Origin of the sequence: Denitromonas halophila (assembly GCF_007625155.1) — a bacterium.
Classification (GTDB): Bacteria; Pseudomonadota; Gammaproteobacteria; order Burkholderiales; family Rhodocyclaceae; genus Nitrogeniibacter; species Nitrogeniibacter halophilus.
The window spans coordinates 1-15732 of record NZ_VMNK01000024.1; the positions used below are offsets into that span (position 1 = coordinate 1).

At 59.8% G+C, this 15732-nt stretch carries 13 protein-coding genes and 1 tRNA gene; all 14 read right to left on the reverse strand.

Features of this window, described 5'->3' with window-relative positions:
• The coding region (locus FHP91_RS20585; protein WP_246116197.1) for a GTP-binding protein at positions 1-204 on the reverse strand (204 nt) is incomplete at its 3' end.
• A 36-nt stretch (positions 205-240) separates the two neighbouring features.
• Positions 241-2334 carry an elongation factor G gene (fusA, locus tag FHP91_RS20590; RefSeq protein WP_144311341.1) on the reverse strand — a complete coding sequence of 698 codons (2094 nt, stop codon included), beginning with the start codon at positions 2332-2334 and terminating at the stop codon, positions 241-243.
• A gap of 97 nt (positions 2335-2431) precedes the next feature.
• The gene (gene rpsG / locus FHP91_RS20595) at positions 2432-2902 is read right to left on the reverse strand and encodes a 30S ribosomal protein S7 (RefSeq protein WP_144180262.1); all 471 of its coding nucleotides are present in this window, start codon (positions 2900-2902) and stop codon (positions 2432-2434) included.
• 33 nt (positions 2903-2935) lie between these two features.
• The gene (gene rpsL / locus FHP91_RS20600) at positions 2936-3313 is read right to left on the reverse strand and encodes a 30S ribosomal protein S12 (protein ID WP_144180265.1); all 378 of its coding nucleotides are present in this window, start codon (positions 3311-3313) and stop codon (positions 2936-2938) included.
• Between the two features lie 131 nt (positions 3314-3444).
• Positions 3445-7728, reverse strand: coding sequence for a DNA-directed RNA polymerase subunit beta' (rpoC, locus tag FHP91_RS20605; RefSeq protein WP_144311342.1), 4284 nt, complete (start codon positions 7726-7728; stop codon positions 3445-3447).
• 38 nt (positions 7729-7766) lie between these two features.
• Positions 7767-11900, reverse strand: a complete 4134-nt coding sequence (rpoB, locus tag FHP91_RS20610) for a DNA-directed RNA polymerase subunit beta (protein WP_144311343.1) — start codon at positions 11898-11900, stop codon at positions 7767-7769.
• A 140-nt stretch (positions 11901-12040) separates the two neighbouring features.
• Positions 12041-12421 (reverse strand): 50S ribosomal protein L7/L12, encoded by a 381-nt coding sequence (gene rplL, locus FHP91_RS20615; protein WP_144311344.1) that lies wholly within the window; start codon positions 12419-12421, stop codon positions 12041-12043.
• A gap of 62 nt (positions 12422-12483) precedes the next feature.
• The gene (gene rplJ / locus FHP91_RS20620) at positions 12484-13008 is read right to left on the reverse strand and encodes a 50S ribosomal protein L10 (RefSeq protein WP_144311345.1); all 525 of its coding nucleotides are present in this window, start codon (positions 13006-13008) and stop codon (positions 12484-12486) included.
• Positions 13009-13302: 294 nt separating this feature from the next.
• A complete protein-coding gene (rplA, locus tag FHP91_RS20625; RefSeq protein WP_144180281.1) occupies positions 13303-14001 on the reverse strand; it encodes a 50S ribosomal protein L1 in 699 nt (232 codons plus the stop codon).
• A 2-nt stretch (positions 14002-14003) separates the two neighbouring features.
• Positions 14004-14435 (reverse strand): 50S ribosomal protein L11, encoded by a 432-nt coding sequence (rplK, locus tag FHP91_RS20630; protein WP_144180284.1) that lies wholly within the window; start codon positions 14433-14435, stop codon positions 14004-14006.
• Between the two features lie 80 nt (positions 14436-14515).
• Positions 14516-15049: a transcription termination/antitermination protein NusG gene (nusG, locus tag FHP91_RS20635; protein WP_144180287.1), complete on the reverse strand. Its 534-nt coding sequence runs from the start codon at positions 15047-15049 to the stop codon at positions 14516-14518.
• A gap of 2 nt (positions 15050-15051) precedes the next feature.
• Positions 15052-15399: a preprotein translocase subunit SecE gene (gene secE, locus FHP91_RS20640; RefSeq protein ID WP_144180290.1), complete on the reverse strand. Its 348-nt coding sequence runs from the start codon at positions 15397-15399 to the stop codon at positions 15052-15054.
• 24 nt (positions 15400-15423) lie between these two features.
• Positions 15424-15499: transfer RNA gene (locus tag FHP91_RS20645), tRNA-Trp, on the reverse strand.
• 64 nt (positions 15500-15563) lie between these two features.
• The coding region (locus tag FHP91_RS20650; protein WP_449240252.1) for an EF-Tu C-terminal domain-related protein at positions 15564-15732 on the reverse strand (169 nt) is incomplete at its 5' end.

A 15732-nucleotide genomic window follows, 5' to 3' on the forward strand; every position in this document is an offset into this window, starting at 1 on the left:
AACGTGTGCCGTGTTGATCGTGATGCCGCGTGCCTTTTCTTCCGGCGCGCTATCGATCGACGCGTAGTCCTTGGCTTCACCGCCGAACTTCTTCGACAGAATCGTCGTGATCGCCGCGGTCAGCGTGGTCTTGCCATGGTCAACGTGACCAATCGTACCCACGTTAACGTGCGGTTTCGTCCGCTCAAACTTACCCTTAGCCATTGCTCAATTTCCTTGTATCTTGTCGAAAATCAGAGATTACTTGCTCTTGATCACAGCTTCGGCCACGTTCTTCGGGGCTTCGCTGTAGTGCTTGAATTCCATCGAGTACGTCGCACGACCCTGCGTCAGCGAACGCAGCGAAGTCGCATAGCCAAACATCTCGGCCAGCGGTACTTCTGCGCGAATACCCTTCATGTCACCCGCGATGTCGTCCATGCCGAGCACGATACCGCGGCGACCAGACAGGTCGCCCATGACGTTGCCCATGAAGTCTTCCGGGGTCTCGACTTCGACCGCCATCATCGGCTCGAGGAGCACCGGATTGGCTTTGCGCATTGCGTCTTTGAAGGCCATCGAACCGGCCATCTTGAACGCATTCTCGTTCGAGTCAACATCGTGGTACGAGCCGTCAAACAGCGTGACCTTGACATCAACAACCGGGAAGCCTGCCAGCACACCGCTCGGCAAGGTGTCGCGAATACCGCGATCAACCGCCGGAATGTACTCGCGCGGCACCACGCCACCCTTGATGGCGTCGACGAACTCGTAGCCCTTGCCAGCCTCGTTCGGCTCAAGCTTGATCCAGACGTGACCATACTGACCACGACCACCGGACTGCTTGACGAACTTGCCTTCCTGCTCAACCGCAGAACGCACCGCCTCGCGATAGGCCACCTGCGGCGCACCCACGTTGGCTTCAACGTTGAATTCGCGCTTCATGCGATCAACGATGATCTCAAGGTGCAATTCACCCATACCCGAGATGATCGTCTGGCCAGACTCTTCGTCAGTGCGGACACGGAACGACGGATCTTCCTGGGCCAGGCGGCTCAGCGCGATACCCATTTTTTCCTGGTCGCTCTTGGTCTTCGGCTCCACCGCGACGTGAATCACCGGATCCGGGAACTCCATACGCTCGAGAATGACCGGCGAGTCCAGCGAACACAGGGTTTCACCCGTCGTCACATCTTTCAGACCCACACACGCGGCGATATCGCCGGCGCGCACTTCCTTGATCTCAATGCGATCGTTGGCGTGCATCTGCAACAGACGGCCGATACGCTCTTTCTTGTCCTTGATCGAATTCAGCACGGAGTCGCCGGAGTCCAGCACGCCCGAGTAAACACGGATAAAGGTCAGCTGCCCCACAAACGGGTCGGTCATCAGCTTGAACGCCAGCGCCGAGAACTTCTCGTCGTCAGACGACTTGCGCGTCACTTCATTGCCATCTTCATCCGTACCCGTGATAGCGGCAACTTCAACCGGCGAGGGCATGAATTCGATCACGGCGTCCAGCATGCGCTGAACACCCTTGTTCTTGAACGCGGTACCGCACAGCATCGGCTGGATTTCGCAGGCGATGGTACGGCGACGCAGACCGGCAATAATCTGCGCTTCGCTCAGATCGCCGCTCTCCAGGTACTCGTTCATGAGCTCTTCAGTCGCCTCGGCAGCCGCCTCGACCATCTGCTCACGCCAGGTTGCTGCCTCTTCCACCAGATTCGCCGGGATCTCTGCGTAGGTGAATTTGGTACCCTGCGAAGCCTCGTCCCAGACGATCGCTTTCATTTTGATCAGGTCAACAACGCCCTCAAAGTGCTCTTCAGCACCAATCGGCAGCACCACGGGCACCGGATTGGCCTTCAGGCGCGACTTCATCTGCGCGACAACCTTGAAGAAGTCCGCACCGGAGCGGTCCATCTTGTTGACGAACGCAAGACGCGGCACGCGGTACTTGGTTGCCTGGCGCCACACCGTCTCGGACTGAGGCTGCACACCACCCACCGCGCAATAGACCATGCACGCACCATCGAGCACGCGCATGGAACGCTCGACTTCGATGGTGAAGTCCACGTGCCCCGGGGTGTCGATGATGTTGATGTGGTGCTCAGGATGGCTCATGTCCATCCCTTTCCAGAAGCAGGTGGTCGCTGCGGAGGTGATGGTAATGCCACGCTCCTGCTCTTGCGCCATCCAGTCCATGGTTGCAGCGCCGTCGTGAACTTCACCAATCTTGTGGTTCACGCCGGTGTAAAAAAGAATACGCTCGGTCGTCGTTGTCTTGCCGGCGTCAATGTGAGCTGAAATACCGATATTGCGGTAGCGCTCAATAGGTGTCTTGCGAGCCACGGTGGCAACCCTTCCCAATCACGCTAACGCGCAATTTTCTTTCAAGTCGATTACAAAAAAACGAGCCCTGACGGGCTCGATCCACGTCGCACCCAGATTAGAAGCGGTAGTGCGAGAAGGCCTTGTTGGCCTCGGCCATACGGTGCACTTCTTCGCGCTTCTTCATCGCTGCGCCACGACCTTCAGCCGCTTCAAGCAGCTCACCGGCCAAACGCTGGGCCATCGACTTCTCGGCACGCTTGCGAGCGGCTTCACGCAACCAGCGCATCGACAGCGCCATACGACGCGACGGACGCACTTCAACCGGCACCTGATAGTTGGCACCGCCCACACGACGGCTCTTCACTTCGACGACCGGGCGCACGTTACCGAGCGCAGCCGTAAAGATCTCGAGCGGATCCTTACCAGCCTTGGACGATATGTGATCGAACGCACCATAGACGATGCGCTCGGCGACGGCTTTTTTGCCGGCCTGCATGATCACATTGATGAACTTGGAAACATCCTGACTACCAAACTTCGGGTCCGAGAGGACCTCACGCTTGGGAACTTCGCGACGACGCGGCATATCAACCCCTTCCGATTCTTATTGAGCCAACAATCAAGCTTTCTTCGGGCGCTTGGCGCCGTACTTGGAGCGCGACTGCTTCCGATCTTTAACACCCTGCAGGTCCAGCGATCCGCGGACGATGTGGTAACGCACACCCGGCAAGTCTTTTACACGACCACCACGAATCAGGACCACAGAGTGCTCCTGAAGGTTGTGGCCTTCGCCACCAATGTACGAAATAACCTCAAAACCGTTGGTCAGGCGAACCTTGGCCACTTTACGCAGAGCGGAGTTCGGCTTCTTCGGCGTCGTGGTGTACACACGAGTGCACACGCCACGCTTCTGGGGGCAAGCGTCGAGCGCCGGCACCTTGCTTTTGACGATGGCAGATTTCCGCGGTTTGCGGACGAGCTGATTAATTGTTGGCATAGCTTGAGAATTTCCCAAAAAACCGAGGCAGCCCTTTGGGCCGCCTCGGGCGGTGTATTCCGGCTGCGACTGACTACGATTGGTCAGTCTACAAAAAGAGGCCGGATTTTACCCCCGTTCGTTTTAAAAGGTCAACGCGTTGACACATCTTCCTGCGGCAAGTCCAGGAGTTCTTCGGCCGCCGCGGGCCAGGCGTGCTCCCCGCCAAGGTCCTGTCCTTCGGACTGGGCCAGGCGATTACGGTGATACGCCATCCCGGTACCTGCCGGAATGAGGCGGCCAACGATGACGTTCTCCTTGAGACCGCGGAGTTCGTCGCGCTTGCCCATGATCGCCGCTTCGGTCAACACCCGGGTGGTTTCCTGGAAGGAAGCGGCCGAGATGAACGAGTCCGTCGACAAGGACGCTTTGGTAATACCGAGCAAGACGTTTTCGTAGCTAGCCGGCAGTTTGCCTTCCGCTTCAATCCGGTCATTCTCGTCCAGCACTTCGGAACGCTCGACCTGCTCTTCACGGATGAAGCGCGTGTCGCCTGAATCGGAAATCACCACACGGCGCAGCATCTGACGCACGATGACTTCAATGTGCTTGTCGTTGATCTTCACGCCCTGCAGACGATAGACGTCCTGCACTTCGTCAATGATGTAACGCGCCAGCGCTTCGATACCCTTCAAGCGCAGGATGTCGTGCGGTTCGGCCGGGCCATCAACAATCGGCTCGCCCTTGTTCACCACCTGACCATCGTGCACCATGACGTGCTTGTCTTTCGGGATCAGGAACTCGTGCGCCGTACCGTCGAGTTCGGTAATCACCAGACGCTGCTTGCCCTTGGTTTCCTTACCGAAGGACACCGTACCGGTGAACTCGGCCAGCACGCCAGCATCTTTCGGCGAGCGGGCTTCAAACAGCTCGGCAACACGCGGCAGGCCACCGGTAATGTCGCGCGTCTTGGCCGATTCCTGCGGAATACGCGCCAGGATGTCACCGACGTTGATCTGCTGACCGTCTTTGACGGTAATGATCGAGCCAACCTGGAAGGTGATCGCCACGGCGTGATCGCTACCTGCGATCTTCACCTCGTCGCCCTTCTCGTCGAACAGCTTGACCTGCGGACGCACGCCCTTGGACGCGGCAGAGCCGCCCCGACGCTTGGCATCGATCACCACCAGCGTGGACAGACCGGTCACCTCGTCGATCTGCTTGGCCACGGTCACGCCTTCCTCAACGTGCTCGAACTTCACCGTACCGGCAAACTCGGTCACGATCGGACGGGTGTGCGGATCCCAGGTGGCCAGCTGCTGACCGGCCTTGATGGCACCGCCATCCGTGACGTGCAGCATGGCGCCGTAGGGCACCTTGTGACGCTCGCGCTCGCGGCCCATGTCGTCTGCCACAAGCACCTCAGCCGAACGCGCGATGATGATCTTCTCGCCCTTTGCGCTGGTCACGTAACGCATGTTCTGCGTAAAGCGGATGCTACCGGCCGACTTCGCCTCAACCGAACTGGCTGCAGCGGCCCGTGACGCGGCACCACCGACGTGGAAGGTACGCATGGTCAGCTGGGTACCCGGCTCACCGATCGACTGCGCTGCGATCACGCCAACGGCCTCACCGACGTTCACCATCGAACCACGACCCAGATCGCGGCCGTAGCACTTGGCGCACAGACCATAGCGGGTTTCGCAGGTCAGCGGCGTACGCACAGCCACCTCGTCGATACCCAGGCTCTCGATCAGCTCGACCAAGCCCTCGTCGAGCAATTCGCCGGAAGCAACGACCGTTTCCTGTGTATCCGGATTGACCACATCATCAATACACACACGGCCGAGAATACGTTCGCGCAACGGCTCGATGACCTCGCCGCCCTCGATCATGGCCTTCATGTTGAAACCATTGCGGGTGCCGCAATCGTCTTCGGTCACCACCAGATCCTGGGTCACGTCGACCAGACGACGCGTCAGGTAGCCGGAGTTCGCGGTTTTCAGCGCGGTATCGGCCAGACCCTTACGGGCACCGTGGGTGGAGATGAAGTACTGAAGCACGTTCAGGCCTTCGCGGAAGTTGGTGGTAATCGGTGTCTCGATAATCGAGCCGTCCGGCTTGGCCATCAGGCCTCGCATACCAGCCAGCTGACGGATCTGAGCAGCAGAGCCTCGCGCCCCGGAGTCGGCCATCATGTAGATGGAGTTGAAGGACTCCTGATCAACTTCCTTGGGCTCGGGCGCCTTGCTGCCCGGCATGTAGACCGATTTCCACCAGTCATCACGCGGCGTGGCGCCAAAGCGATCCAGAATCTTCTCTTTGCCGAGTTGGTCCATCATGGCCTTGGCGACCTGATCACCCGTACGACCCCAGATATCAACCACCTTGTTATAGCGCTCACCATCGGTCACCAGACCCGAGGCGTACTGCTGGGCGATTTCTTTGACTTCGTTTTCGGCGGCGCGAATGATCGGCTCTTTCTGATCCGGCACCAGCATGTCCTTGACCGCAATCGACACCCCGGCTCGCGTCGCGAGTCGGAAGCCGAACTGCATCAGTTGGTCAGCGAACACCACGGTGGCCTTCAGGCCGCAGCGACGAAACGAAGCGTTGATGAGCTTCGAGATTTCTTTTTTCTTCAGTGGGCGATCAATCGCACTGAACGGCAAGCCTGCCGGCAAAATCTCGGACAGCAGCGCACGGCCAGCCGTGGTCTGATAGCGCGTCACGCGCTCGACACGCTCACCATCCGGACCGATGTCGGCTTCTTTCAGGCGGACCGTGATCCGGGCGTGCAGCGACAGATTGCCAGACTCGTAAGCGCGCAGCACTTCGGAGACATCCTGCATCACCATGCCGTCGCCCTTCTCGCCGATACCTTCGCGGCTGGCGTAGTACAGCCCCAGCACGATGTCCTGCGACGGAACGATGATCGGCTCGCCGTTAGCGGGCGAAATCACGTTGTTCGAGGCCAGCATAAGCGTGCGCGCTTCCATCTGCGCTTCGAGCGACAGCGGCACGTGAACAGCCATCTGGTCACCGTCGAAGTCGGCGTTGAACGCAACGCAGACCAACGGGTGTAGCTGAATGGCCTTGCCTTCGATCAGTACCGGCTCAAACGCCTGGATACCGAGACGGTGCAGGGTCGGGGCGCGGTTGAGCAGCACCGGATGTTCGCGGATCACCTCTTCGAGGATGTCCCACACCACCGGCTCCTGGCTCTCCACCATCTTCTTGGCTTGCTTGATGGTCGTGGCCAGACCCATCAACTCCAGCTTGTTGAAGATGAAGGGTTTGAACAGTTCCAGCGCCATCAGTTTCGGCAGACCGCACTGGTGCAGCTTGAGCTGCGGGCCCACCACGATGACCGAACGGCCCGAGTAGTCGACGCGTTTGCCCAGCAGGTTCTGACGGAAGCGACCGCCCTTACCCTTGATCATGTCGGCCAGCGACTTGAGCGGACGCTTGTTGGCGCCGGTCATGGCCTTGCCGCGACGACCGTTATCCAGCAGTGAGTCGACCGACTCCTGCAGCATGCGCTTTTCGTTGCGCACGATAATTTCCGGCGCCTTGAGCTCGAGCAGACGCTTCAGACGGTTGTTGCGGTTGATCACGCGACGATACAGATCGTTCAGGTCGGAGGTGGCGAAACGGCCACCGTCCAGCGGCACCAGCGGACGCAGGTCCGGCGGCAGCACGGGCAGCACGGCCAGAATCATCCACTCGGGCTTGATGCCCGACTGCTGGAACGCCTCCAGGATCTTCAGGCGCTTGGAGTACTTCTTGATCTTGGCGTCGGAACTGGTGGCTTCAAGTTCGCCGCGCAGCTTCTCGATTTCCTGAACGACGTCGAGGGTGCGCAGCAATTCGCGCACGCCTTCGGCACCCATCGAGGCATCGAACTCGTCACCATACTCTTCAACCTTAGCGAGGTAGTCGTCCTCGGTCAGCAGCTGGCCGCGGGTCAGCGGGGTCATGCCCGGCTCGACCACCACGAAACCTTCGAAGTACAGCACGCGCTCGATGTCGCGCAGGGTCATGTCAAGCACCATGCCGAGGCGGCTCGGCAGGCTCTTCAGGAACCAGATGTGGGCGACCGGCGAGGCCAGTTCGATGTGGCCCATGCGCTCGCGGCGCACTTTCGACAGCGTCACCTCAACGCCGCACTTCTCGCAGATCACGCCGCGGTGCTTGAGTCGCTTGTACTTGCCGCACAGGCACTCGTAGTCCTTCACCGGGCCAAAGATCTTGGCGCAGAACAAACCATCGCGCTCAGGCTTGAACGTACGGTAGTTGATGGTCTCGGGCTTTTTGACTTCGCCATAGGACCAAGACCGGATTTTATCCGGCGATGCGAGACCAATGGTAATCGCATCAAACTCTTCCTCATTGGGAAGCGTCTGTTTGAACAGATCAGCGAGCAGGCTTTTCATGTGTCACTCCATCCGATTGAGCGTTAGGCTCAGTCGGCTCAAATACGATCCAGGTCGATGTCGATGGCCAGCGAGCGAATTTCTTTCACCAGCACGTTGAAGGACTCGGGCATGCCCGCATCGATCTTGTGCTCGCCCTTGACGATGTTTTCGTACACCTTGGTCCGGCCGGTCACGTCGTCGGACTTCACGGTCAGCATTTCCTGCAGCGTGTATGCCGCGCCATAAGCTTCCAGCGCCCACACTTCCATTTCGCCGAAACGCTGGCCGCCGAACTGCGCCTTACCACCCAGCGGCTGCTGGGTGACCAGGGAGTACGGACCGGTGGAACGTGCGTGCATCTTGTCATCGACCAAGTGGTGCAGCTTCAGCACGTGCTTGTAGCCCACCGTGACCTTGCGCTCGAAAGCTTCGCCCGTGCGACCGTCGAACAGCGTGACCTGGCCGGAAATCGGCAGATCGGCAATCTCGAACATCGTCTCGATCTCGCTTTCGGTGGCACCGTCAAAGACCGGCGTCGCAAACGGCACGCCCTTGCGCAGGTTGTCTGCCAGTTCGAGCACTTCACCGTCGGTGAAGCTGTCGACTGCTTCTTTCTTGCCGTTGGTGTTGTAGATCTCGTTCAGCAGGCTGCGCACTTCCTTGGTCGCCGCATTGGCGCGAAGCATGGTATCGATCTTGTTGCCCAGACCCTTTGCGGCCCAGCCAAGATGGGTCTCGAGAATCTGACCGATGTTCATCCGTGACGGCACACCCAGCGGGTTCAGCACTACGTCGACCGGCGTACCATTTTCCATGTACGGCATGTCTTCAACCGGCACGATGCGCGACACCACACCCTTGTTACCGTGACGACCGGCCATCTTGTCGCCCGGCTGCAGGCGACGCTTCACGGCCAGGTAGACCTTGACCATCTTCTGCACGCCCGGGGGCAGTTCGTCGCCCTGGGTGAGTTTCTTCTTCTTGACCTCAAAGGCCAGCTCGAAGTCCTTGCGGGTCTTCTCCAGACCTTCACGGACCGCTTCGAGCTGCGTCGCCAGCTCTTCAGCCGCCATGCGGATGTCGAACCAGTGGTAGGACTCGAGACTGTCGAGATAAGCCTCGGTGATCTCGGTGCCCTTGGCCAGCTTCTTCGGACCGCCGTTGGCTTTCTGCCCAACGATCATGCGGCGGATACGTGCAAACGCGTCGCGCTCCACGATACGCATTTGGTCAGCCAGGTCGGTCTTGAAGCTACGCAGCTGATCATCAATGATCGACTGGGCGCGCACGTCGCGTTCGATGCCTTCCCGCGTGAACACCTGCACGTCAATGACGATGCCGTTCATGCCCGAGGGCACGCGCAGCGAGGTGTCTTTCACGTCGGAGGCTTTCTCGCCAAAGATCGCGCGCAGCAGCTTCTCTTCCGGCGTCAGCTGGGTTTCGCCCTTGGGTGTCACCTTGCCGACCAGCACGTCGCTGGCTTCGACTTCAGCACCAATGTACACGATGCCGGACTCGTCCAGACGCGACAGCTGCGACTCGCCCAGCGACGCGATGTCGCGGGTGATTTCTTCAGGTCCGAGCTTGGTGTCACGCGCCACGACCGTCAGCTCCTCGATGTGAATCGAGGTAAAGCGGTCATCGGCCACCACGCGTTCGGAGATCAGGATCGAGTCTTCGAAGTTGTAGCCGTTCCACGGCATGAACGCGACCAGCATGTTCTGGCCAAGGGCCAGCTCACCCAGGTCGGTCGATGCACCGTCGGCGATCACATCGCCACGGGCAATCTGGTCGCCCACCTTGACGATCGGACGCTGGTTGATGTTGGTGTTCTGGTTGGAACGGGTGTACTTGATCAGGTTGTAGATATCGACGCCGACTTCACCCGCCAGGGTTTCGTCGTCATTGACACGCACCACCACGCGGTTGGCATCGACATAGTCGACTGAACCACCCCGCGTCGCCTGCACCGCCGTACCCGAGTCGACCGCCACCAGGCGCTCGATACCGGTACCGACGAACGGCTTCTCCGGACGCAGACACGGCACCGCCTGGCGCTGCATGTTGGCGCCCATCAACGCGCGGTTCGCGTCGTCGTGCTCAAGGAACGGGATCAGCGAAGCGGCCACCGACACAATCTGGCCCGGCGCCACGTCCATGTACTGAACCGAATCGGCCACGGCCAGGGAGAATTCGCCCTTGTGACGGCAGGACACCAGCTCGCCCGTCAGCTTGCCGCTCTCATTGACCTGCGCGTTGGCCTGCGCAATGACGTAGCGACCTTCTTCAATGGCCGACAGGTAGTCGATCTGATCGGTGACCTTGCCATCCTCGACCTTGCGGTACGGCGTCTCGAGGAAGCCATAGCGGTTGGTCCGCGAATACACGGCCAGCGAGTTGATCAGGCCGATGTTCGGACCTTCCGGTGTTTCGATCGGACACACGCGACCATAGTGCGTCGGGTGCACGTCGCGCACCTCGAAGCCGGCGCGTTCGCGCGTCAGACCGCCTGGGCCCAGTGCCGAGACACGACGCTTGTGCGTGATCTCGGACAGCGGGTTGGTCTGGTCCATAAACTGCGACAGCTGGCTGGAACCAAAGAACTCCTTGATGGCAGCACTGATCGGCTTGGCGTTGATCAGGTCATGCGGCATCAGGTTGTCAGACTCAGCCTGACCCAGACGCTCCTTGACCGCACGCTCAACACGCACCAGACCGGCACGGAACTGGTTTTCGGCCAGTTCGCCCACCGAACGGACGCGACGGTTGCCCAGGTGATCGATGTCGTCAATCTCGCCGCGACCGTTGCGCAGCTCGATCAGGATCGCGATCACCGCCAGAATGTCTTCGTTCGACAGCGTGCCCTGACCCTCTTCGGTCTTGGGGCCAACGACCTCGAGCATGTTGCGATACCACTCCGGTGCCTTGTCGTCGATTTTCTCGGGATAGGCACGGCGGTTGAATTTCATCCGGCCAACGGCCGACAAATCGTAACGCTCTTCGGCGTAGAACAGACCGCGGAACAGCGCCTCGACGGCATCTTCGGTGGGCGGCTCGCCCGGACGCATCATGCGATAGATCGCGACCTTGGCAGCCCACTCATCGGCCGTCTCGTCGATACGCAAGGTTTGCGAAATGTGCGCACCGCGATCGAGGTCATTGATGTAGAGCGTCGGCAACTCGACGATGTTGCCATCGCGCAACTGAGCCAGCACCTCTTCCGTGATCTCGTCGTTGGCGCGTGCCACGATCTCACCGGTCTCGGCATCCACCAGATCCTTGGCAATCACACGGCCCAGCACGAAGTCGTCGGGCACGTCGATCGCCGCCACGCCGGCTTCGGCCAGCTGACGGATGTGGCGTGCAGTCACGCGCTTCTCTTTCTCGACGATGACCTTGCCGTCGGCGTCGAGAATATCGAACTTCGCCACTTCGCCGCGCAGGCGCTCGGGCACCACGGCGAACGACGCGCCTTCGGCGCGCAGCTCGAAGCGGTCAAAGTCGTGGAAGGTCGACAGGATCTGCTCGGTGGTCATCCCGATGGCACGCATCAGGATCGACACCGGCATCTTGCGGCGACGGTCAACGCGGAAGTACAGATAATCTTTCGGATCGTACTCGAAATCGAGCCACGAGCCGCGATACGGAATCACCCGCGCCGAGAACAGCAGCTTGCCAGAGGCGTGCGTCTTGCCGCGGTCATGCTCAAAGAACACACCCGGCGAACGGTGGAGCTGGGACACAATGACCCGCTCCGTGCCGTTGATGACGAAGGAGCCAGTGTTTGTCATGAGCGGAATTTCGCCCATGTAAACTTCCTGTTCCTTGACCTCTTTGACGGTCTCTTTCGGCGCTTCGCGGTCCATGATGACCAGGCGAACGCGGGCGCGCAACGGCGCAGCGAAGGTCAGGCCGCGCTGCTGGCATTCCTTCACATCAAACGCGGGCTCGCCCAACAGGTAATGCACGAACTCAAGGCGCGCATTGCCGCTATGGCTGCTGATCGGAAAGATCGAAGTAAAAGCCGCTTGAAGACCTTGATTGGCCCGCTGCGCGGGCGGAGTATCCGCCTGCAGGAAGGATGCGAAGGACTCAATCTGCGTCGCCAGCAGAAAGGGCGCGTCCAGCACAGCCCCGCCCTTGGCAAAGCTTTTGCGGATACGCTTTTTCTCGGTGTAGGAGTACGCCATAGATGCTCCGGGTAGCGTTCAGACGTGGGAAGACAGGAGACAACAAGCCGTCAGGGACGACATCGCTCTCTTCTGGCTTCGAAAAGTACGAAAGGGCTGGCGCCCATTTCCGGGTGCCAGCCCTGCCTGCGACCGAGGAATTACTTGATCTCGACCTTGGCGCCAGCGTCTTCGAGCTGCTTCTTGAGGCCTTCGGCTTCAGCCTTGGCAACGCCTTCCTTGACAGCTTTCGGAGCACCGTCAACCAGGTCCTTGGCTTCTTTCAGGCCCAGGCCGGTGGCAGAACGGACGACCTTGATGACTTCGACTTTCTTGTCGCCAACGGCGGCCAGGATCACGTCGAACTCGGTCTGCTCTTCAGCAGCGGCAGCGGCTTCACCAGCGACGGCGGGGCCGGCGACAGCAACAGCAGCAGCGGCGCTAACGCCAAACTTCTCTTCCATCTGCTTGATCAGTTCGGACAGTTCCAGAACCGACATGGACGCAACTGCGTCAAGAATTTCGTCTTTGCTAATAGCCATTTGAATTACTCCTGATTACTGAACTAACGCCGCTTCCGAAGAACCGGCAATTACTCGTGAAATTACGCAGCCTCTTTCGAGTCCCGAACCGCTGCGAGCGCACGCACGAACTTGGAAGGCACCTCGTTGAGCGTCTGGACAAACTTGGCGATCGGCGCCTGCATCGTACCGAGCAGCTTTGCAAGCAGCTCTTCACGACTCGGCATGGTGGCCAGTGCCTTGATCCCAGCTGCGTCCATGACGTAGTTGGGCATGACGCCGCCTTTAATGATCAGTTTGTCGCTAGTCTTCGAAAATTCCTGCAAAACCTTGGCCGGGGCCACCGGATCTGCGGACATGCCGTAGATCAGCGGACCAACCAACTGGTCGGACAGGCCATCGAAGTGCGTGCCAGCAATGGCACGCTTCGCCAGGGTGTTCTTCAGTACGCGCAGGTAAACGCCCGACTCACGTGCCTTGGCACGCAATGCAGTGATTTGACCCACTTCGAGACCACGGTACTCAGCGACAACGATCACCTGAGCGTTCGCCACTTCGGCGGACACTTCGGCAACAACTGCCTTCTTACCTTCAAGATTGAGACCCACGGTCATCTCCCACTGAATGGTTACGCCTAGCCCGGGCTGACTGCCCCGGGTTCGGACTACTTGCGGCGACCGTCATTCAGGAGATCAAGAGCATCGGCATGGCCGATAATGAATCCTGATTCGGGCTTCGCCATCTACGCTGGGCCTCCGCGGCAAACAACGCTGTGGAGATTTGAGATCGCATCCAGACAGGCCGGACAATGATCCCCAACGGTCTTTGACAACCTGCAGCCCCATCGGAGCTGCAGCCCAAAGACCCGACCGCCCCTTACGGGGCGACCGGGCAAACTGGCATCAAGCGTTGATCACGCTCGAGGGCTCCACGCGCATCCCGGCACCCATGGTGCTCGAGACCGCAACGCGGCGCAGATACAAACCTTTCGACGTCGCGGGCTTGGCTTTGTTCAGCGCATCGACCAGCGCGGCAGCGTTCTGCTGCAGCGACTCGACGGAGAACGACGCACGGCCGATGGTGGCGTGCACAATGCCGCCCTTGTCAGCGCGGTACTGAACCTGACCGGCCTTGGCGTTCTTGACGGCGGTTTCGACATCCATGGTCACGGTGCCGACTTTCGGGTTCGGCATCAGGCCACGCGGACCGAGGATCTGACCCAGGGCGCCGACGACGCGCATGGCGTCCGGCGTGGCAATGCAAACGTCGAAATCGATGGTGCCGCCCTTGACCTGCTCAGCCAGATCGTCGAAGCCGACCACATCAGCACCGGCGGCCTTGGCCAGCTCGGCCTTGTCGCCCTGCGCAAACACGGCCACGCGCACGCTCTTGCCGGTACCGGCAGGCAGCACGACCGAACCACGGACCACCTGATCCGATTTACGCGGATCAATACCGAGATTCACCGCCACGTCGACCGACTCGTCGAACTTGGCATTGGCCAGATCCTTGATCAGCGCCAGCGCCTCGGACATGGGATACACACGATTGCGATCAACCTTGGCGCGGATCGCCTGCACGCGCTTGGAAATTTTTGCCATGATCAGAGCCCCTCAACCGTCACGCCCATGCTGCGAGCCGAACCAGCGATGGTCCGCACAGCACCCTCAAGATCCGCCGCCGTCAGGTCGGGCATCTTGGTCTTGGCAATTTCTTCGACCTGCGCACGCGTCACGCTACCGACCTTGTCGGTGTGCGGCTTCGCGGAACCCTTCTGCAGACCGGCGGCTTTCTTGATCAGGATCGACGCCGGCGGCGTCTTCATGATGAAGGTGAAGCTCTTGTCGCTGAAGGCGGTGATCACGACCGGAATCGGCAGACCGACTTCAAGGCTCTGCGTGCGCGCGTTGAACGCCTTGCAGAATTCCATGATGTTCAGACCGCGCTGACCCAGGGCCGGACCAATCGGGGGGCTCGGGTTGGCCTTACCAGCCGGCACTTGCAGCTTGATATAGCCGATGATTTTCTTAGCCATGGTGGCTTGCTCCTATAGTGAGTGCGAACGCACCGGCACAAGGCCGGCGCTCCTCGTTCCCGCCAGCGGCGGGGTCAGGCTCAGGTTTTTTCGACCTGGCCAAAATCCAGTTCGACAGGCGTACCGCGACCAAAGATGGTCACCGACACCCGCAATTTGCTCTTCTCGTAGTTCACATCCTCGACCGCCCCGTGGAAATCGGTAAACGGACCTTCCTTGACGCGAACCACTTCACCCACCTCAAACAGAACCTTGGGACGCGGCTTCTCAACGCCCTCCTGGATCTGACTCATGATCTTGGCGACTTCCTTTTCGGAAATCGGCGTCGGCTTGTTCCCCGTGCCGCCGATAAAGCCGGTCACACGCGGGGTCGACTTGACCAGGTGCCATGTCTCCTCGTTCATTTCCATCTCAACGAGGACATAGCCCGGGAAAAACTTGCGCTCAGAAATACTCTTCTGACCCGCCTTCATCTCGACCACTTCTTCAACCGGCACCAGCACCTGACCAAACAGATCCTGCATTTCTGCGCGATTAATGCGCTCGATCAGCGCCCGCTGAACCGATTTTTCAAAGCCCGAATAGGCGTGCACCACATACCAGCGTTTGGGCATAATCACTTCCAGTTCAGAACGAGGTCGTACAACACCCACTCAAGGCTCTTGTCCGTGAGCCACAAGAACAGCGCCATGGCTACCACAAAGGCGAAGACGACACCCGTCATCTGGACCGTTTCCTTGCGACTCGGCCAAACCACCTTCTTTGCTTCGGTGACTGTCTCCCGAACAAAAACGGCAAAGCGCTGCCCCGGCTCAGTGAACCAGGCAGTCGCGGCACCCGCCATCACGCCGGCCAACACAGCCAGTACGCGCAACACGAGCACCTGCTCGGAGAGCAGGTAGAATCCGGCTACGCCAGCAGCCACCAGGAGTAGCGCCAGCACAAACTTGAGCTTGTCAGCCATTCGGGTCTAACAGTCCAGAAAATATGGCAGGGGCAGAGGGAATCGAACCCCCAACCTTCGGTTTTGGAGACCGACGCTCTGCCAGTTGAGCTATACCCCTGCAGCAGAGACTACAGGGCGCCGCAACATCGCAGCGCCCATCGGAAACAACACTCAGCCAGCGATTACTCGATGACCTTGGCAACCACGCCAGCGCCGACGGTACGACCGCCTTCACGGATGGCGAAGCGCAGACCTTCTTCCATGGCGATCGGGGCGATCAGCTTGACGGTGATCGACACGTTGTCGCCCGGCATGACCATCTCGGTGCCTTCGGGCAGCGAGATCGAACCG